This is a genomic window from Streptomyces sp. NPDC001222, assembly GCF_042896945.1.
GTDB classification, from domain to species: domain Bacteria; phylum Actinomycetota; class Actinomycetes; order Streptomycetales; family Streptomycetaceae; genus Streptomyces; species Streptomyces gibsoniae.
The window spans coordinates 463,490-481,530 of the sequence record NZ_JBIAXT010000002.1 but is presented as its reverse complement, the minus strand read 5'-3'; the positions used below and the strand labels follow the sequence as shown (position 1 = coordinate 481,530).

Below are 18,041 nucleotides of genomic sequence, written 5' to 3'. Positions count from 1 at the left end.
GTCAGGACTCCAAGCTAGATCTGACCTCTTTTAGAGGTCAAGCCCCTGCGGGGGTGCTGGGTGTAGTGTGAGGGTTATGTCACAAGAGGAGCAGGTGCCGGGCCTGGATCCGGAACGGCCGATGGACATCCTGGACGCGGCCTGTCCGAGCCGTGATGTGTTCGTGGACCTGGCGGACAAGTGGGCGCTGCTGATGCTGCTGAGTCTGCGGGAGCGGGGTGTGCAGCGGTTCTCCGAACTACAGCGGTCCATCGGGGGGATCAGCCGCAAGATGTTCTCGCAGACCCTGCGGACCCTGGAGCGTGACGGGCTGGTGGTCAGGACGGTCGACCCGCGGGCCACGCCCCCGCTGGTGCACTACGGGCTGACCGACCTCGGCAGCGAGATCGCCGAGGAGACCCGCGTCCTGTGCACGTGGACCCACACCCGCGCCGCCCAGGTCTACGCCGCCCGTGCCGCCTACGACCGACGCACCGCCGACTGACGGCCGGGAAACCTGGTGACGCCAGGTTTCCCTGGTGTACGCGTCCGGACCTGATGCGGGCTCACGATAGATTCAGGTCCATGACGACGAGGTCGCGGCGCAGTCAGTACGCGAAGGGAGTCGCCCGGCGCGCGGAGATCCTCCGAGTGGCGCTGAACGCCTACCAGTCCTCGGGTCGGCAGGGGCCGACGCTCCGGTCCATCGCGCAGGCGGCGGGGCTGACCGAGGCGGGGGTGCTCCACTACTTCGACAGCAAGGATGCGCTGCTCGTGGCCGTCCTCGAGGAGCGTGACCGCACATACGCCGAGACCTACGACCTCACGACCTTCGACGGTGTGTGGGGCGTGGTCGCCCACACCGTGCAGACGCCCGGCCTGGTCAAGCTCTTCGTCGACATGAGCGCGGCCGCCGCCGACCCTCGGCATCCCGCGCACTCGTTCATGCTCCAGCGGTCCGAGGCGCTCAACGAGCGGGCGCGAAAGCTGCTCGGACCCGGTCGTGCCGCCCAGGCCCGCGTCCTGATCGCGGCACTCGAAGGCTTGCAGATCCAGTGGCTCAGGGACCCTTCCGTGGACGTCGTCGGCGACCTCAAGGCCCTGCATCGTGCGCTGACCGACGGGGACGCACCCGCTTGACCGGGCGCCGACCCGATGGCCAACACGCGCTGAATTTCGCGCAGTCTGGCGAAAAAGAGCCGTCGGGTGTTTTACGCAAGGGGGAATTGCGGGCCTCAACCATCCCAATTCTCGCCGGGCGGCGACATTTTTCGCTCACCTGATCACCGGTCGGACAGTCCGGCTTGTGAAAGCGCCCGACAGCCACGGACACTGATGTTGTTTCAGGAGCGGATGGTGCCATGAAATGATCGGCCTACTCCACGGTATCCACTCTTAATTAACGCTTGGACATCGCATGAGGCAGACGCAAGGGAGTCCGGCAAGGGCCTCCGACACCGGCACGGACAACGAGGTCGAGTCCTGGGGCACCATGACCGGCGACGACCTCAGGGCCTGGGGCATGGACTCGCTCTACGAGGCCGCCGACGCGGAGACCGACGAGGAGCGCGCCCACCCAGGTGCCCCCGGTGAGGGTGGGGCGCCGGCGACGGCCACGGAGGACCACGGCCCGGTGGCGAGTGTCGCCGAGGACGGGGTCGCTCCGACAGCCGCGGAGCAGGCCGTCCCCGCCACGCCGGACAGTGAGGCCGAGGCGGCGCCGCAGCCGATGGAGGGGACCGCCGCCGGATCGGACAACCCTGCTCCTGTCCTCGTGGTCCCTGACACCCCGCCTCTGCCGTCGGAACAGCCGTCCCCCGTCGTCGCAGCCGCGCACGGCGTGGAGTACGGGGTGGCCGCGGCGGCCGCTCAGGAGGCGACGGCCACGGCAGAAGCACCGGAGCTCTCCGTCTCTGCCCCCGAGGAGATACAGCCGGACGACCTCGCCGGCAGCGCTCCGGTCTCCGCTGAAGGTCAGGCCGCTGCGGTGGGCACCGAGGAGGCTCCGGCTGCCGCGATCGGTGCCGAGGCGGCTCCGGCCGCCGTGGAACGTAAGGCGCCCGGGATCGGTGCCGAGGCGGCTTCGGGCGCCACGGAGGTTCAGGTCGCCGGGATCGGTGCCGAGGCGGCTTCGGGCGCCACGGAGGTTCAGGTCGCCGGGATCGGTGCCGAGGCGGCTTCGGGGGCCACGGAGGTTCAGGTCGCCGGGATCGGTGCCGAGGCCGCTCCGGCCGCCGTGGAACGCAAGGCGCCCGTGATCGCCGCCGAGGCGGCTCCGGCCCCGGCGATCAGTACGGAAGCGGCCCCGGTCGCCGCGGTACGTCAGGCCCCCACGATCGGCGCCCAGGCGGCTCCCGTCGCCGCTGACCGCGCCACGCGCAACGTGCGCCGCTCCGGCAGGCCGCTGCTCGCTGCCGCGAGCGCCGCGGGAGTCCTCCTCGTCGGGGGTGGCCTGCTGTTGTTCGGCCGCGGCCAGGAGGACCAGAAGCAGCAGGCCGAGCAGCACGACACCCCGGTTCGCGCCGTACTCGGCGCCGAGGACGCCGGCGCCGGGACCCCGGACGCCTCGGCCGGGACCGCCGGAACGAGCGCTCTCACCTCGACCGGAACCGGCAAGCACCGGGGACCCGCCGCGAAGAACGAGAAGCAGGCCGTGACAGCGTCCCCGAGCGCCGTGCCCCAGCAGCGGAGGACGCCCAAGCACGCCGTGCCTCGCAGCAGCGCGGTGCCTGTCCGGCACACGGTCACGAGCCCCAGGCACACCGCCGACCCGCACGCGCACGCGAGCACGGTGGTGATCCAGGCGACCCGTACCCTGTCCGCCGGGCAGTCGTGGTCCGCCACTCTCGCTCACCTGACGATGCAAGGTGACGGCAACCTGGTCCTCTACGACGAGCAGGGACACGCCCGGTGGGCGTCGAACACCTTTGGAGCGGGCAACCATGCCGTCTTCCAGGCGGACGGCAACCTGGTCGTGTACAACAGCGCGAACCAGGCCGTGTGGTCGTCAGGGACCGAGGGACACAACGGCGCCGAACTGGTGCTGCAGAACGACGGCAACGTCGTCATCAGCCAGGGCGGTGCCGCACTCTGGGCGTCCGGCACGCAGCACTGAGCGGGTTCGACGGTCCGGCACGGCGAGCCTGCTGCACGAGTGGGTTCGCCGCGCACGGGGCCACCCGCGCTGTGTGGGGTGGCTTGCTTCACACAGGGCTGCGGAATGCAAGCTTCCTTGTTGCTGGTTCTTCTCGACGACAGGCCGGAGCCACAGTGCCTGGGGAACCACGCATCGATCGGGAGCAACCATGAAGCGACACGGAGCCGTTCAGGAGATTCCTTGCCTCCGCCGCGTCCGTATCCCCGGCAGTGTTCTCGCCCCCCGTCCCTGTGCGCGGATGCGCCCGAACGACGCACTGGGGACGCCTTCCACCGGCACCGACGCACCGCGCCCCGCAGCCGGGTGACCGTACCCGGCCTCGTAGGCCGTGACGAGAAGGATTCGGCTACGCGGTACGCAGTGTGGAGAGCGCTGCGTGCGCCGTGTCCCTGAGGACGCTGTCGGCCATGCCGCTGCGGGCCAGGCAGTCGATGCCTCTGATCGTCGCCAGCATGAGACAGCCCAGGGCCCTCGCGTCCTTGCCCGGATCGACCTCGCCGGCGGCCTGGCCTTCCCGCACGGCCGCTTCGAGGGCGCCGGCGATCTCCTCGTAGGCACTCTTGGCGATCTTGGCCACCTCCTCGTCGATCGCCGCCAGGTCGACCGTGACCTTGGTGAGGTAGCACCCCCGTCGCGGGGACCGGAGGAACGTGCCGTCGATGACACCGAGGAGGTAGTCCTCGACGCGCCGCACCGGTGAGAGCCCGCTCTCCGCGGACAGCGCCTGCCGGGCTCCGGCGGCCAGCCCCTCGCAGTAGTCGCGGAAGGTGCGCAGGAACAGCTCGTGCTTGTTCCCGTAGGCCTTGTAGATGCTGCCCTTGCCCAGGCCGGTGGCCTCCATGAGGTCATACGTCGAGGTGCCGTCGTAGCCCCGGGACCAGAACTGGTCCCGGATGACGGCCAGCATGTGCTCCTCGTCGAACTCCCGTTTCCTGCCCATCTGGATCTTCACCCCTCCCGGCGTCGTCGGACGCTGTCACGGCATGTCTCACTGAGACACCATCGTACAGATTTGTTGACCGACTGGACCACATCGTGCTTCGATAGTGGTCCAGTTGGTCAACAAACCTTGTGGAGGATCCCATGCACGAGAACCGGACCCAGACCGAACGGAACAAGGCCGTTGTCCTCGAGTTCCTGACGACCGCGTTCAGCTCCAAGGACTTCACCGCGCTGGAGCGGTATCTGCACCCGGACTACATCCAGCACAACCCGTTCATCCCGCCGGCCAAGGCCGGACTGCGCGGGTTCATCGCCGGCCTGCCCGATGCCACCCGCTATGAGCCGGGCGCGATCATCGCCGAAGGCGACCTGGTCATGGTGCACGGCCGCTACAGCGGCGCGGCCGAGACGCCCCTCGTCGGCATCGACATCTTCCGCTTCGAGGACGGCCTGGTGGCGGAGCACTGGGACGTCCTCCAGGACGAGGTGCCCGCGAGCGACACCGTCGCGGGCAACCCCATGTTCACCCCGCGGACCGAACTGGCCGGCCGCTAGGGGGTGTCTGACGATTCGCGCCGGATCAGCGCGCGGCGTCTTGCGCAGGGGGCACCTCCCAGCGGTAGCCGGGGGAGCATCGCAAGGCGGAGGATCCCGCGTACCGGACGTACTCGGGTGATCGGACAACGCGGCGAGGTGCCGTGCCCGGGGCACCTCCCAGCCGCCAGGCCGGGGGAGTCGCGCGCGGGAATTGTCAGACACCCCCCAGCCCCACCCGGCGCAGAGCACCCCGAAGGCGCGTCCACCCGGCCGGGCGGTGCGCCGGGGGTGCCGCCGTCAGGTCAAGGTGCGTTGCGGAGAGCCGGCGGCCCACGCTGCGATGTCCTCGACCGCGTCCCGGTAGAAGACCTCGTACAGATCCCGGCTCACATAGCCGATGTGCGGGGTCACCACGGCGTTGTCCACGGAGCGCAGAGGGTGATCGGCGGGCAGCGGTTCGCGGTCGAAGACGTCCAGTGCCGCCCCCGCGATCCTTTTCTCCCGGAGGGTGCCCAGGAGCGCGGTCTCGTCGATCACAGGCCCTCGTGATGTGTTGACCAGGATCGCTGTGGGCTTCATCAGGCGCAGTTCACGCTCGCCGACCAGCCCGCGCGTGCGCTCGCTGAGCACGACGTGAACGCTCAGCACATCCGAGCGAGCGAACAACTCGTCACGTGAGACGTACGCCACGCCCTTCGCCCGAGCGTCCTCCGGTTTGAGGTTCTGGCTCCAGGCGATCGTCTCCATGCCGAAGGCCCGGCCGATCTCCGCCACACGGGTACCCAGCCGACCCAGGCCGAGGACGCCCAGAGTGGCACCGTTCAAGCTGGTGCCCAGCCCCACCTGCCAGCCGCCGTTGCGAACGGACTCGACCTGCTGAGGAATCAGGCGCGTGGCGGAGAGAATCAGGCCCCACGTCAGTTCGACCGTCGGATACGAGAAGTACCCTGTGCCGCACACGGTGATGCCCAGCTGCCGGGCGGTGTCGACGTCGATCGACGCGTTGCCCGGGCCGGTGGTGACGAGCAGGCGCAATTGCGGGAGTTGACGCAGTGTCGACGCCGGAAAGGGTGTGCGCTCACGCATGGCCACGACCACCTCGTAGCCGGCCAGAGCCGCCACGGTCGCCGTCTCGTCGGCGAACGCCTCGTCGAAGACGTCCACTTGAGCGCCCAGTGAATCCCAGTCCGCCAGACTCAGGGCTACGTTCTGGTAGTCGTCAAGAATCGCGATCTTCATCGTTGGTTTCAGCTTTCGTCATCGGCATCTACCGGTGTGCCGTGTGGCGCTCGGAGTCGAAGTCGGCCACCAAGATATTGGGACTGGTGAGCGCGTACGCCGCGCTGAGCACATAGATCTTGTTCTTGCTCAGAGCCACCGAGGTCGGGCCCTGCAGTCCGTCCTGACCAGTGAGAATGATGGTGTGGCTGCCATCGGGGTGGATCAGCGCCACTTCGTTGGCGAGGTTCAGCGCACCCACCACTTCATCGGAACGGCCGACGAAGGTGAAGTCGTCGAGCGTGGTGAGGCCGGTCGCCTTGGTCTGTGCCGCTCCGGCGCTCCCCTCCGGGTGGATGGGTACGCGCAGCAGCTCACCATGGTCCGTGTTGGCCGCCCACAGGGCCCCGTTGTGCAGTTTGAGGCCGTTGACACCCAGCAACTTGTCAGGCTCGTAGGCCGCACCCGAGGCCCAGGGGGTCGGTTTGCCACCCGTGATCGGCGCCCGCCAGATGATCCCCCGGGTGGAGTCGGCCACATAGAGCCGGCCGGACCGCCTGTCGAGCGCCATGCCGTTGGGGAAGCTGTTGGCCGGAAGCGCCACCACGCGCTGAGGTCTGCCGCCCGGCCGTATGCGCCACACACCCGTGAGCGCGTCGTCCCCGGCCGCGTACCCCACATACAGCGTCCCGTCGGCGGTACGCACCAGTCCGGTGGCGAGGCTGAAACCCAGCGCGGGAGTGTGGGCACCGCCGTCCGCCGGCAACGGAAGTTGCGCCAGCGGGCGCTGACGGCCGTCAGGTGTCACCTCCTGCACCTGAGCGGCACGGGCGAGCACGACGTCCAACGTGCCCTTCGGCGTCACGACCACGTTCTCGGGCTGCTGCCCGGCCTTGAGGTCGTACTGCACGAGGACATGGGGATGTGCGGCAGGGGGCGTCGCGGCCTGCGACGGCTGAGCCATCACCGACGTTGCCGCCAGGGCCCCGACGGTGGCGGCTGCGACGAGTGCGAGCCCGGGTCCGCGCATGATCACGATCACTCCTGGATGCTGATCCGTTGAATGTGTGGGTGGCCAAGCAATGAGCGGCCGGGACCAGGGCTGAGCCAGTGCCCCGACGCCAGCCGCGTGTTCGTGCGCATCCGCCGTCGAGGGGAGACCCCGCTCCGGATGGTTCAGCCGACGGTGATGTCGGCGAAGTCGATGCTGACGAGGATCGGCTCGGGCAGGGCCCGGCCGCCCTCCTGCACGGGGACGACGTACCGGTGGGTGGGGAAGACGAGGCCCGCGGCGGTGATGTGCTGTTCCGAGTAGTGAGCGGCCGGCGCGCCACCGAGGACCTCGGCGGCGTAGTCATGGCGGCGCAGCAGGCCGGAGGCGTCGTAGTGGAAGACCTGTTCCTTGCTGTGGGTGGCCATGTCCTGGGGGAAGCGGGCGTGCAGTCGGCGCCACTCCTCGCCGGCCTCGTTCCACGGCTCGAGTTCCTGGACCTGTACGCCGGGACGGGTGAGCAGGTAGGGGGCCGTCAGGTAGTTCCAGAGCGCGTAGCCGCAGAAGTAGAGGGCGTGCAGCTGGTCCCACGGGGTGTCCGGGCCGTGACCGGCGAAGGCGTCGCGGGGCGCGGTGCGTTCGGCGAGGACTTCCCCGTCGGGGGTTTCGACGGCGACTCGGCCGGGGGTGAAAACGCCTCGGAGCCCTGCGCCGGTGAAGTTGTCGCTGACCGCGTGCTGTTGCTGGACGTCCACGGTGATGTCCGTGTCGGCGAAGATGCCTTCCTGACCGCGCATGCTCCACAGCAGTCCGCCCACGGAGCCCTGTGCGCGGATGGTCTTCGCCTCGCGCCAGCGAGGAAGACCTCCGTGGGCGTCGAGGACGAGATCGAGTAGCTCGGTCATGGTGATGTTCTCCATTTCACGTGGACGAGTCGGCCGCCCACCGCCGAGGCTGCGGCGCGGACCCTTTGTGCGGCGGGGGAGGGGAGAGAGAGGCGACGTCGGCGCTGTTGGGGACCGGTACGTGAAGGTCGTGTGCTTCCTCCGCAGCTTCGATTATCTGACACACCTCAATCGCTGTCGCGGGCGTCATACGGTCCCTCGGACCGCCGCGCGAACACACCGTGACGATCAGGCTCGGCCATGTGTGGCGGCGCTGACCTGCTCGGCGATCCAGGACGCGGCGAAGCGGGTCCAGGTCGACGCCTCACCGGCATCCTGGGCAAGGCCCAGACTGTGGGGTCCATGGGGGAACACATGCACCGTGTGGGGCACGTTGTCGGCCGCAAGCGCCGTGGCGAGGCGGTAGGTGTGCTCAGGCCACACATAGGGATCCTCCGCCGTGTGCCATAGGAAGAAGGGAGGAGCCGACGGAGTGACCAGTGTGTCGAGCGAGGTCGCACGACGCAGCGTCGGCGACGCGTCCTCACCCAGGAGCACGACCTGTGAGGGGCGGTACGTCTCGGTCTCCATCGAGGTGATCGCGTAGCCGAGCACGGCGAACTGGACCGACGTCAGCTCGCCGGCGTTCGGAGCGAGGGCCGCCAGGCCCGCGAGGTGCCCACCGGCCGAGAAGCCCACCAGCCCGATCGTGTCGGCGCCCTCGGCTCGCAGCCGCCCGATCTCGGCTTGAAGTGCCGTGAGCGGTGCGGGATGCCGCACACCGAGCGGATACCGGAAGACGCTCGCCTCCCAGCCCAGCCCGTTGAGCCAGCCGACCACCGGCTCGGCCTCGTGCGGCGCGTGCTGCACATAGCCGCCCCCGGGCAACACGATCACATGCACAGACATCTCGTCGTCCCCTCCCCATGACCGGGCACCTTCCTCCAGTTGACCATGACCACGTGATGCCGCTGCATCACATGAACAGGTGACACGGCCGATCGCCAAACACACCAAACATCAACCTTGCAGACGCTCACGGCAAACGCCGTCGGTGAACCGCCCCGAACACCCAGGAGTGCTTGGCTATAGTCTGGACACCACACACTTGGAGGCAACCACTTCACCGAGGCTGCACGGCGTAGCGACACCTCTGAACAGGAGTTTGAGCAACGTGGCACCGTCTCCGGTTCTCCGCGGCAGGTCTGCCGCCATCTCGGAGGCCCTCGCCGAGCTGCGCCGCACACGACGAACCGGCCAAGGCAGAGTGGTCGTCATCGGCGGGGAGGCCGGCATCGGTAAGTCGGCGGTCCTCGCCGCGCTACGGCGTGAGGCTCGCGCGGCCGGCTGCCGGGCGACGTGGGTCAAGGCGCGGACGGCAGACCGGCTCTCTCCCGGCTCAGCACTGCTTCTGGCGCTGAGCTGCGGGCGGGAGCCTCTTCTGTTGAGCAGTCAACTCGCTGCGGTCTCCAGCCTGGTGGACGAACCGACGGTGTTCATCGACCATGTCGCCAAGCTGCTCGACGAGGCGGTCGGTGAATCACCCGCGCTGATCGCCATCGACGACCTGCAATGGGTGGACCATCTGAGCCGCATGGCCGCGTACGCGTTGCCCGAGCGGCTGTCCGGGAGCCCGATCGTCTGGATCTACACCACACGTGACTCCGCTCATGACGTCGCCGAGAGGCTGCACGACGGCCACTCGCCGGTCCATGTGCTCGATCTCGGCCCGCTGTCCCGGAGCGCCCTGGTCGAGCTGGGCCGGGACCTGCTCGGTGAGGAACCCGACGCATTCGTTCTGGATCTGCTCGGACGGGTGGGGGGAAACCCTTTCTACGCGGTTCAGATGCTGAAAGCGGTGGCTCACGCGCGTGAGCGAGGGGAGGCCTTTCCCCATGTTCCGCCGGAGTTCATCCGTGCCCTGCGTCGCCGTCTGGCCCCCCTGTCCGATGTGGAGCTCCTGCTGGTCCGCCTCATCGCGACACTGGGCAGGCCGGCGACCTTCGGTGAGCTCACCAGGCTCCTCGACACGTCCGAAGCCCCCCTGTCGACAGCGATCGAGACACTGCTCGGGGTCGGGTTGCTGGAGTACGAGGGACACGCGCTCACCTTCCGCCACGACCTTGTGCGCGAGTCCGTCTACGAAGAACTCTCCTCCGGCATCCGGCGTGGACTGCACCAGAGGTGTGCAGACTTCCTGCTCGCGGAGGGCGCCGGCCCCCTGTCGGCCGCAGCCCATATCCGTGTCGCCGCCTCGAACGGCGACGAGGACGCAGCCGAGTTGCTGATGCAGGCCGCCGAGGAGGCTCGGGGCTCGATGCCCGACACCGCGGCCGAACTGGCCCTTGCCGCATTCGAGCTCCTCAGGCCCGACAGCCGTGCCCGGCACGGCCAAGGACTACGCGCACTGCGTGTGCTCGCCGCGGCGCAGCAGGGATCGGCCGTCATCACCGTGGCCGACGCCATGCTGGCACACGCGACCTCGCCCGAGTCGATGGCGGCCATAGAGATCGAGGCGTCCCAGGCACTGCGCCAGGGAGGCAGAACCGCAGACCTCGTCGAGCGGGTGAGGGCGCGGCTCGCCGATGACATCTCCGAGGGCGCACGCGCCCGCCTCATGGCCAACTGGGCCCTGGTGGCAACGGGGTACGAAGGTGGCGACGCCGTGCTGGCACGGGCCCAGGAGGCCCTGGAGCTGGCCCGCCGTGCACAGGATCGTGCGGCGGTGGAGACCGCGGAATACGCACTCGCGGAACTCGCGATGAAACGCGGATCGCATGCCGAGGCGCTGCGGCGGACACGCCGTGTGCAAGCGGCGGCCGGTGACGCCCGCCCGTCCGCCGAGGTGCTCTCCCTCCAGCTTCTCGATCGGTTCCCCGAGGCCCAGGAGGAGATCTCGGCGGCAGCGCGGACACAGACCTGCACCCTCCCCTCCGTCGCCTACGCCCGGATGTGGCAGGACTTCGGTCTCGGACGTGGGGAGGACGCCAGAGCCGGGGCACGCACGGTCGTCGGAATGACGGAGCAATTCGGTGATGCCGAGTACGGGCTCGCCGCGCATCTGATCCTTTCCCTGCTTGCCCAGGCGGCAGGCGATATCGATGAGGCCCGCGCCGAACTGGCGGCGGGTGTGCGGCTGAACAAGCACAACGATCCCGTATGGGCCCAGGCCGCAGACGTGGTCGACGCGGCGCTCCTGGCCGCTACGGGAGACCTCGACGCCGCACTGGCGCTACTGCGTCCCCGTCTGGCGGAGGCACTCGACCGGGGAGCGTACTGGCCGTGGCAACCGGGACTGATGGTCATGGTCGCCCATATGGGACTCGCCGCGGGGGACCGCACAGTCCTCACCGAGGCGGCCCGCATCGCGGAGGAGGGCTCCCGCAGAAACCCGGGCGTTGCCAGCTTCGAAGGGGTCGCGTACCACGTGCGCGGTCTGGCAGCCGACGACATCGATCTGTTGCGTACCGCGGACAGTGTCCTGGCCAGGAGCCCGCGCCCGGTGCTCCAGGCCTTTGTCGCCTCCGATCTGGGACGCTCCCTGTTGGACAAGGGACTGCGATCGGAAGCCGTCACACAGGTGGAGCGGGCCTGGAAGATCTACGACGAGATCGGCTACACCGTGGCGGCCGAGGACAGCCGCCGGCTGCTGAGCAGCGTCGGGGTACGCCGAGCTGAATGGTCGGCGCGATCGGCACGTCCGGCTTCCGGGTGGGATGCGCTGACCCGCACGGAAGTCACGGTCGCCAAGCTGATCGGCGGCGGACTGACCAACCGTGCCGTCGCCGTGGAAATGGGGATCTCGCCCAACACCGTAGGCACCCATATGAGGTCGATCTTCAACAAACTCGGCATTCATTCCCGCGTGCAGCTGGCGAACGCACTGCGTGATCATTCGCCGGGAGTACTTCCCGCGAAATGACCCCTGAGGTGGTCGCAGTACCCCGGGACTGATGATCCGGGGGATGTGGGGTGGCCGGTGCTGCGGCAAAAGACAAGGCAAGGAGGTCACCCACTCCTTGCCACTCTCAAGATATAGCGCATTGGGGGCCTTGCGGCAAGGCCCCGTTCGTGCTGCACAATCTCCGGCCGAAGCCAGTACCTGCGGAAAACACGGATTCGCCGGAGTGCGCGTGCCGCTGCATCACGCGGGAGCGGACGGCCGAAATCCCCTCTCGTCGAACGGGCGTGGTGATGATTGATGTGATCGTGGTCGGCGGCGGACCGACCGGCTTGATGCTGGCCGCTGAGCTGCGGCTGCACGATGTGCACGTGGTCGTGCTCGAGAAGCTGCCCGAGCCGACCGAGCAGTCCCGTGGACGCGGCCTGCACACCCGAAGCGTCGAGATGATGGACCAGCGCGGCCTCCTGGACCGGTTCCTCGCGGTCGGTGAGAAGTTCCGGGTCGGCGGCTTCTTCGGCGGTATCCACAAGCCGTGGCCGGACCGGCTGGACACGGCACACCCGTACGGCCTCGCCATCCCGCAGCCGGTCACCGAGCAACTCCTCGGCGAGCGCGCCCTCGAACTCGGGACCGAGATCCGGCGCGGCTGCGAAGTGGTGGGACTGAGTCAGGACGAGGACGGGGTGACCGTCGAGACGGCGGACGGTACGCGACTGCGCTCGCGCTACCTCGTCGGCTGCGACGGCGGCCGCAGCACGGTGCGCAAGCGGCTCGGCGTCGGTTTCCCCGGCGAACCCGCCAAGGTCGAGACACTGCTGGGCGATATGGGGGTGACCGAGGATCCGGCGACGGTCGCCGCCGTCGTCGAGGAGGTCCGCAAGACCCAGCTGCGGTTCGGCGCCATCCCCCTCGAAGGCGGCATGTACCGCATCGGCGTGCCCGCCGACGGTGTGGCCGAGGACCGCGCCGCCGCGCCGACCCTGGAGGAGTTCAGAAAGCAACTGCGGACCTACGCGGGCACCGACTTCGGGATTCACTCGCCCCGCTGGCTGTCCCGGTTCGGCGATGCCACCCGGCAGGCCGAGCGCTACCGGGTCGGCCGGGTGCTGCTGGCCGGCGACGCGGCCCACATCCACCCGCCGACCGGCGGACAGGGGCTCAACCTCGGCGTGCAGGACGCGTTCAACCTCGGCTGGAAGCTGGCCGCCGCGGTCGACGGCTGGGCTCCGGACGGCCTGCTGGACAGCTACCACACCGAGCGCCACCCGGTGGGCGCCCGCGTGCTGGACAACACCCGCGCGCAGATCACACTGCTGGGGACCGACCCGGGTCCGGTCGCACTGCGGGAACTGCTCTCGCAGCTGATGGACTTCGAGGAGGTGAACCGGTACGTGACCGAGATGATCACGGCGGTCGGGGTCCGCTACGACTTCGGTGAGGGCCATGAACTGCTCGGCCGGCGGATGCGGGACCTGAAGCTGAAGCAGGGTCGTCTCTACGAGCTGATGCACGGCGGCCGTGGGCTGCTGCTCGACCAGACCGGTCGGCTGTCGGTGCGGGGCTGGGCGGACCGGGTCGACCACGTCGTCGACGTCAGCGAGGAACTGGCCGCGCCCGCAGTGCTGTTGCGGCCGGACGGCCATGTCGCGTGGGTCGGTGAGGATCAGCAGCAGCTGCTCGGCCGGCTCCCCACATGGTTCGGTGCGCCTGTCGACTGAGGGCGTGTGGCACATGTTTTTCCTGCCGACCGATGAGGGCATGGCACACCAGACCGTGCCGCACGACCGATCAGGGCGTCGTGACCGGTACGCGCCGTGATGCGCGCCGCGGCGACGCAACCGACGACCCCGAAACATGACCGTGCCACTGACTCACCATCATGAACATGTGGATTTCCGGACGTATTGGCACACCGCACATCCGATACACTGCCCTAAAGGGAGGATGGCGATGTCCGTAGAGGCAAACGACCGACCGGGTTTGACCGACGCATACGCGACGCGGGTCCGTGCAGACCTGGAGCGAGTGGACGCCGAGATTGTCGAGGTCCAAGCCAGGCTCAAGGCGTTGGCCGTCGATCGCGCCCTGCTGAGCAAACTGTGGGAGAACATCTTCGGTGAGTCGGGGCCGATGTCTCCGGTCACCGAGTCCGGTCCGGCGGAGGCGCCGCGGTCTCCACTGCCCGAGGAGGCTTCCGCGCCGGAGAACGGGAGCGGCGCCGGGGAGCGTCGTAGGCCCGGCGGACGCCGACGCGGCCCGCTGGTCAGGGATGTCGTGCTCGAGTTCCTGCGCGAGGCCACCGAACCCGTCTCCGTCCGCGACGTCCACGTCGCGCTCCGGAGCTCGCCCATCGCCCCTCCGGGCAAGGTGGTGGTGAGGAACACCCTGGAGTCGCTGGTCGCCAAGGGTGTCGCGCGCAGGTGCCGTGACGGCCAGTCGGTCAGGTACTCGGTCGAGGGGGCTCAGGAACCGCAGACCGAATCCTGACACGTTCCCCCATGGGCACACCATGTGCCGTGCGGTGCGGATGTGTCCGCGTTGATGTTGCCCGTTGGGGCACAGTGTTCGTTCGGGGACTGCGAAGGCTCTGCTGGTTGTGATCCTTGGCTATGATCGTGGTAGCCCGCAGGGGCCTTCCCCCGTGGCCTCTGCGGGCCTCGGCCTGCCGGTCTCCCCCTCGACGGACGGCCGGTCGCACCCCATTACAAGACACCGGCACGGATGGCATGTGCCACTGCCTGGGTGCGGTTCGCGACACCCAGGGTGTTGACCACACCATGGATGATGTTCTTGATCGTCCTTTCCGAGTACCTCAGGCGCAGGGCTATCTGGGCCGTGTCGAGTCCCTCGGCCAGCAGGTTCAGGACCGTCAGATCTCTGACGCTCAGGCCGAGGTCAGGATCGTTCCGGTTCTCCAGTTGCCTGAAGTGACGGATGATCGGCCCCAGCAACGCGGGCGGCACCGCGGCATGTCCGTGATGCGCGGCCTTCGCGACCTCGACGAGGTTGTCGAAGGTGGCCTCGCCCCGGGACAGGAACGCCACCACCCCGAGGCCCACGGCCTTCAGCAGGCTGGGTTCGCTGATACCGTTCGCGACCAGCACGACAGGCGCGTCCGCACAGCGCTCCGACTCCCTCCCGATGTGCCTGAGCACCTGGTCCGTGACCTCGGTCGCGAGCACGACACAGACATCGACTTCACACGTGGATTCCGGGGGTACGACGCGCACTTGAGCGTGGTGCGACAGGGCCGCCACGGCGCCCTCGAGGGTGAGCTGATCGTCCGCCGTCACCGACAGTGCGACCGGGCAGTCGTCAGGAGTCGCGGCCGTGGGCATGTCTGCCGACGGCTCCTCCCGCGAGTGACCGGCGGCGCTCTCCGTGTCGGAGACTTTCCGTTGCATTGTTTGGAGGCTGTTCTCCAAAGTGCTTCTCCTCGTCGTCCCGCGCAGCTCGTGGGACGACGCAACGTCGCAGATAGGAAATGTCACAGGGCCCGGTGCGAGAAGTCACTTGCGCTGTGACAAGCCCGTTCTCCCTGCGCATGTGTCTTGAACCTAGCGACATGTGCATCGGATTGCACATGTCATGGCGGTCAGGACTGCTCGGCTGTGGTGTTCGCCTCGGCACGGGGCGGGACCGGGGGAGGCCCGGGCTGTCTCGCGGTGCCGCAACTGTACCTGATCGTTGTCCGGACAACCCTTGATCCTCCATGTGCTCCTCTGTCATCGCTCGTAAGTTTGTGGACACTTGGCGAGCGGCTGGGCACACGCTTCACATCCTTCCGGCCGTAATTGCTGACCTAGTGGCGCGTGTGGGTGCGGCACTGGGTGAACAGTCCGAGGGCGGCGGTGGCGAGGATGACGACGCCGTAGCCGAGGACGGTGGTCTGGAGGCCGAGCGGAGCGATCAGGAGTCCTGCGATGATCGCCGGCACTCCGAAGCTCAGATAGGCGACCAGGTAGACGGAGGCGAAGAGCCCAGCCCTCTCATGGGGCCGGACGAGCGGGGCGACGCCTCGGACGGCACCGGAGAAGGAGGCGCCGAAGCCTATGCCACCGAGGATGCCGCCCACCCACAACAGGGAGAGCATGCCGGCGGCGACACCGGCCTCGATCACCGCTGTTCCCAGCAGCACACCCGCCGTGCCGACGAAGATGGTGCGACGCGCGGTCAGACGGCCGAGGAAGAGGCCGGCCACGGCTGCCGCTGCGGGCTCGACGAACGCGGTGGCGCCGTTGAGGAGACCACTGTGCAGGCCTAGGAGGTCCCGGAGGATGGTGGGGACGAGCCCCATGAACAGACCGGCCAGCATCCACGCGGCCATGTGAACGGGGACGCTCGCCACGAACTCACGACGTGCGGCCCGGGGGACGGAGACGTGGGGGACGAGGGTGCGTGCCGCTCCGGGAAGTTTGGTCACGGTCTCCGCGGAGAAGGCGGCGACGGCCGTGCCGATGACCATGACGGCCGCGAGAGCGGTGAACACGATCACGGTGGCGTGGCCGGTGAACTGGATGGCCGTGCCGGTGAGCAGCGCTCCCAGTCCGAGTCCGCCCGCCGGGGCGATGCTGGTGATGATGGTGCCCAGCTTCTTGTGGCGTTCGGGGGCGTGTTCCACGACAGAGGCGGAGAAGGCGCTGGTGGCTGCTCCGGTGGCGATGCCCTGGATGGTGCGGGCCGCGATGACCCACCCGATGTCCGGGGCGAAGACGAACATCAGCATCGCCCCGAGCTCCACGAGGAGCGAGGTGACGAGGACGGGGCGGCGTCCGATGTGGTCGGACAGGGAGCCGGTGACGAGGAGGGCCGCGAGCAGGCCGAGGGCGTAGGAGGCGAAGGCAACGGTCAGCACCCAGGCGGGGAAGTGCCATTGCTGCTCGAAGACGACCAGGAGAGGCGTGGGCGCGCCCGCGGCGAGGTAGAGCGCGGCGAAGACGGCGGCCGACCCGGCGAATGCCGTGCCGGAGGGGAGCAGTCTGCGGGCGCGGGGGGATTCGATGGCGGTGCGGCTGGAACTGCGCTCGGGCCTTGATCGGGTGAGGGACACCTTAAAGCCTCCTAAGGCAAAGGCGTGTGCGTTAGTAGCACTATAGAGCCCTCGAAGCCTTAATGCCAACTGCTGTGCGTTATAGTAGGGGCATGGCTGATGAATCCTCCCCGCGGCGGCGCACCGGCGGCCGTAGCGCCGTAGTGCTGGCGTCCATCCGGAAGGCCGTCGAGGAACTGATCGCCGAACGCGGCAGTGACGCGATCACCGTTCCGATGGTCGCGGAGCGCGCGGGAGTGAATCACTCCAGCATCTACCGGCGCTGGGGTGACGCGCGGACCATGATCAATGACCTTGCGACCTACCGGCTGGACCCGGACCGCGGCCTTCCGGACACGGGAGACCTACGCGCCGATCTGGCGGCCTGGGGCCAGGAGATGGTGAGCCACTACAGCGTGCCGGTGAACGCGGCCCTGCTGCGGGGCGGGGCCGCGGCGGCCGGTGAGAGCGAGTCGGACTGCCTGCGCGACCGGCGGGCGGAAGCGGCCGGTTTCGCGGCCCGGCCGGGCAGCACCTTCACCGGCGACGATGTCATCGACCACCTGGTGGCCCCCATCATCTACCGGGCGATCTTCCTGCCCTGGACGCTGCCCGACGTGGACCCGCGCGCCTACGTCGACGAACTCTGCGACCGCTCCGACTGACCAGCGCCGTCACGCGGTGTGGTGCTGGAAGGCGCGGCGATACGCCGTGGGCGTGACGCCCGACGGCGTCACGGAACCGCGCGCATGTCGGCGCCGCTGCCGAGGCCGCACCGGGTGGCGATCTGTTCCACCCGGAGGTCGGTGGTCTCCAGGAGTTCTCGCGCACGGTTGACGCGGGCGGTCACGAGCCACTGGTGGGGACCGACGCCGTGGGTGGAGCTCTTCGAGGTCATCGGCGGTGGCCCGGTGGGTGGTGACGGTGCGGCCGTCGAGCAGTCCGGCCGCGGCGGGGGCGAAGGCGCCGGTGCAGACGGAGGCGATCCGGATCCCCGCGAGCGGCGAGTTTCAGAGCGGCCCTCACCCGGGGGCGCGGGGGCGCCGGCAGTCGTCCGTCACCCCCTTGACCGGGTGGGCGATCCTCCTGTCGCGGCTGTCCGCCGGGTCGGACACCCTTGTCGGCAGCCCGGTCGCCGACCGGCGCGACGCGGGCGCCCCGGCCTCATCGGCTTCCTCGTCAGCTCCCTGGCCCTCCGCGTCGACCTGTCCGGCTCACCCACCGCCGCCGAGGCCCTCGACCGTACCCGGGCCCTGGTCAGCGAAGCGCCCCTCGAACGGGTCGTGGACCGGGCGGCGACCGCGCCGACGGACTCGCCCGACGGTGCCGCGCCGTCGGGCGCGTCCGTGGTGAGGGTGCCGGCCGAGGGTTTCGTCGACGCCGTGGCCAAGGCGCTCTGA

General features: G+C 69.0%; 17 protein-coding genes. 9 read left to right on the top strand and 8 right to left on the bottom strand.

Features of this window, described 5'->3' with window-relative positions; all coding sequences use genetic code 11:
- The first annotated feature begins 76 nt into the window (after positions 1-76).
- The 3 genes from ACFY2Z_RS05210 to ACFY2Z_RS05200 all read left to right on the top strand — a co-directional run bounded on the left by ACFY2Z_RS05210 (position 77) and on the right by ACFY2Z_RS05200 (position 3,094).
- On the top strand, positions 77-484 hold the full coding sequence (locus ACFY2Z_RS05210) for a winged helix-turn-helix transcriptional regulator (protein ID WP_390742804.1): 408 nt from the start codon (positions 77-79) through the stop codon (positions 482-484).
- An 80-nt stretch (positions 485-564) separates the two neighbouring features.
- Entirely contained in the window at positions 565-1,119 is a 555-nt protein-coding gene (locus ACFY2Z_RS05205; protein ID WP_390742803.1) for a TetR/AcrR family transcriptional regulator, read from the top strand.
- A gap of 277 nt (positions 1,120-1,396) precedes the next feature.
- Positions 1,397-3,094 carry a hypothetical protein gene (locus ACFY2Z_RS05200; protein ID WP_390742802.1) on the top strand — a complete coding sequence of 566 codons (1,698 nt, stop codon included), beginning with the start codon at positions 1,397-1,399 and terminating at the stop codon, positions 3,092-3,094.
- A gap of 388 nt (positions 3,095-3,482) precedes the next feature.
- Here ACFY2Z_RS05200 and ACFY2Z_RS05195 read toward each other — a convergent pair whose 3' ends face one another.
- Positions 3,483-4,088, bottom strand: coding sequence for a TetR/AcrR family transcriptional regulator (locus ACFY2Z_RS05195; RefSeq protein WP_390742801.1), 606 nt, complete (start codon positions 4,086-4,088; stop codon positions 3,483-3,485).
- Between the two features lie 131 nt (positions 4,089-4,219).
- On the opposite strand from ACFY2Z_RS05195, the gene ACFY2Z_RS05190 reads away from it, so the two are divergent.
- Positions 4,220-4,633 (top strand): nuclear transport factor 2 family protein, encoded by a 414-nt coding sequence (locus ACFY2Z_RS05190; RefSeq protein WP_390742800.1) that lies wholly within the window; start codon positions 4,220-4,222, stop codon positions 4,631-4,633.
- A gap of 279 nt (positions 4,634-4,912) precedes the next feature.
- Here the strand turns inward: ACFY2Z_RS05190 and ACFY2Z_RS05185 are convergent, their stop codons facing one another.
- From ACFY2Z_RS05185 to ACFY2Z_RS05170, 4 genes are all read right to left on the bottom strand, one after another.
- A complete protein-coding gene (locus tag ACFY2Z_RS05185; RefSeq protein WP_390742799.1) occupies positions 4,913-5,854 on the bottom strand; it encodes a D-2-hydroxyacid dehydrogenase family protein in 942 nt (313 codons plus the stop codon).
- A 28-nt stretch (positions 5,855-5,882) separates the two neighbouring features.
- A complete protein-coding gene (locus ACFY2Z_RS05180) occupies positions 5,883-6,863 on the bottom strand; it encodes an SMP-30/gluconolactonase/LRE family protein (RefSeq protein ID WP_390742798.1) in 981 nt (326 codons plus the stop codon).
- 146 nt (positions 6,864-7,009) lie between these two features.
- Positions 7,010-7,729, bottom strand: a complete 720-nt coding sequence (locus tag ACFY2Z_RS05175) for a hypothetical protein (RefSeq protein WP_390742797.1) — start codon at positions 7,727-7,729, stop codon at positions 7,010-7,012.
- 228 nt (positions 7,730-7,957) lie between these two features.
- Positions 7,958-8,617, bottom strand: a complete 660-nt coding sequence (locus ACFY2Z_RS05170; protein WP_390742796.1) for an alpha/beta hydrolase — start codon at positions 8,615-8,617, stop codon at positions 7,958-7,960.
- A 145-nt stretch (positions 8,618-8,762) separates the two neighbouring features.
- On the opposite strand from ACFY2Z_RS05170, the gene ACFY2Z_RS05165 reads away from it, so the two are divergent.
- The 3 genes from ACFY2Z_RS05165 to ACFY2Z_RS05155 all read left to right on the top strand — a co-directional run bounded on the left by ACFY2Z_RS05165 (position 8,763) and on the right by ACFY2Z_RS05155 (position 14,099).
- On the top strand, positions 8,763-11,630 hold the full coding sequence (locus ACFY2Z_RS05165) for an AAA family ATPase (RefSeq protein ID WP_390742795.1): 2,868 nt from the start codon (positions 8,763-8,765) through the stop codon (positions 11,628-11,630).
- Between the two features lie 272 nt (positions 11,631-11,902).
- Positions 11,903-13,330, top strand: coding sequence for a rifampin monooxygenase (rox, locus tag ACFY2Z_RS05160; RefSeq protein ID WP_390742794.1), 1,428 nt, complete (start codon positions 11,903-11,905; stop codon positions 13,328-13,330).
- A gap of 232 nt (positions 13,331-13,562) precedes the next feature.
- Positions 13,563-14,099 (top strand): hypothetical protein, encoded by a 537-nt coding sequence (locus ACFY2Z_RS05155; RefSeq protein ID WP_390742793.1) that lies wholly within the window; start codon positions 13,563-13,565, stop codon positions 14,097-14,099.
- A gap of 215 nt (positions 14,100-14,314) precedes the next feature.
- Here ACFY2Z_RS05155 and ACFY2Z_RS05150 read toward each other — a convergent pair whose 3' ends face one another.
- Together ACFY2Z_RS05150 and ACFY2Z_RS05145 are read right to left on the bottom strand one after the other, a co-directional pair.
- The gene (locus ACFY2Z_RS05150) at positions 14,315-14,950 is read right to left on the bottom strand and encodes a LuxR C-terminal-related transcriptional regulator (protein ID WP_390742792.1); all 636 of its coding nucleotides are present in this window, start codon (positions 14,948-14,950) and stop codon (positions 14,315-14,317) included.
- 464 nt (positions 14,951-15,414) lie between these two features.
- Positions 15,415-16,662 carry an MFS transporter gene (locus ACFY2Z_RS05145; protein ID WP_390742791.1) on the bottom strand — a complete coding sequence of 416 codons (1,248 nt, stop codon included), beginning with the start codon at positions 16,660-16,662 and terminating at the stop codon, positions 15,415-15,417.
- Positions 16,663-16,754: 92 nt separating this feature from the next.
- On the opposite strand from ACFY2Z_RS05145, the gene ACFY2Z_RS05140 reads away from it, so the two are divergent.
- Positions 16,755-17,306 carry a TetR/AcrR family transcriptional regulator gene (locus ACFY2Z_RS05140; RefSeq protein ID WP_390742790.1) on the top strand — a complete coding sequence of 184 codons (552 nt, stop codon included), beginning with the start codon at positions 16,755-16,757 and terminating at the stop codon, positions 17,304-17,306.
- Positions 17,307-17,374: 68 nt separating this feature from the next.
- Here the strand turns inward: ACFY2Z_RS05140 and ACFY2Z_RS05135 are convergent, their stop codons facing one another.
- Positions 17,375-17,539, bottom strand: a complete 165-nt coding sequence (locus ACFY2Z_RS05135; RefSeq protein WP_390742789.1) for a helix-turn-helix domain-containing protein — start codon at positions 17,537-17,539, stop codon at positions 17,375-17,377.
- Positions 17,540-17,714: 175 nt separating this feature from the next.
- Between ACFY2Z_RS05135 and ACFY2Z_RS05130 the strand changes: the two genes are divergently transcribed.
- Positions 17,715-18,041 carry a hypothetical protein gene (locus ACFY2Z_RS05130; protein ID WP_390742788.1) on the top strand — a complete coding sequence of 109 codons (327 nt, stop codon included), beginning with the start codon at positions 17,715-17,717 and terminating at the stop codon, positions 18,039-18,041.

Excerpts from the sequence above, each read along its gene's own strand:
- ACFY2Z_RS05200 (WP_390742802.1), top strand. The coding sequence starts at position 1,397 with ATGAGGCAGACGCAAGGGAGTCCGGCAAGGGCCTCCGACACCGGCACG.
- ACFY2Z_RS05205 (WP_390742803.1), top strand. The coding sequence starts at position 565 with ATGACGACGAGGTCGCGGCGCAGTCAGTACGCGAAGGGAGTCGCCCGG.
- ACFY2Z_RS05175 (WP_390742797.1), bottom strand. The coding sequence starts at position 7,729 with ATGACCGAGCTACTCGATCTCGTCCTCGACGCCCACGGAGGTCTTCCT.
- ACFY2Z_RS05135 (WP_390742789.1), bottom strand. The coding sequence starts at position 17,539 with ATGACCTCGAAGAGCTCCACCCACGGCGTCGGTCCCCACCAGTGGCTC.
- ACFY2Z_RS05140 (WP_390742790.1), top strand. The coding sequence starts at position 16,755 with ATGGCTGATGAATCCTCCCCGCGGCGGCGCACCGGCGGCCGTAGCGCC.
- ACFY2Z_RS05185 (WP_390742799.1), bottom strand. The coding sequence starts at position 5,854 with ATGAAGATCGCGATTCTTGACGACTACCAGAACGTAGCCCTGAGTCTG.
- ACFY2Z_RS05180 (WP_390742798.1), bottom strand. The coding sequence starts at position 6,863 with ATGCGCGGACCCGGGCTCGCACTCGTCGCAGCCGCCACCGTCGGGGCC.
- ACFY2Z_RS05210 (WP_390742804.1), top strand. The coding sequence starts at position 77 with ATGTCACAAGAGGAGCAGGTGCCGGGCCTGGATCCGGAACGGCCGATG.
- ACFY2Z_RS05170 (WP_390742796.1), bottom strand. The coding sequence starts at position 8,617 with ATGTCTGTGCATGTGATCGTGTTGCCCGGGGGCGGCTATGTGCAGCAC.
- ACFY2Z_RS05155 (WP_390742793.1), top strand. The coding sequence starts at position 13,563 with ATGTCCGTAGAGGCAAACGACCGACCGGGTTTGACCGACGCATACGCG.
- ACFY2Z_RS05190 (WP_390742800.1), top strand. The coding sequence starts at position 4,220 with ATGCACGAGAACCGGACCCAGACCGAACGGAACAAGGCCGTTGTCCTC.
- ACFY2Z_RS05150 (WP_390742792.1), bottom strand. The coding sequence starts at position 14,950 with ATGCCCACGGCCGCGACTCCTGACGACTGCCCGGTCGCACTGTCGGTG.
- rox (WP_390742794.1), top strand. The coding sequence starts at position 11,903 with ATGATTGATGTGATCGTGGTCGGCGGCGGACCGACCGGCTTGATGCTG.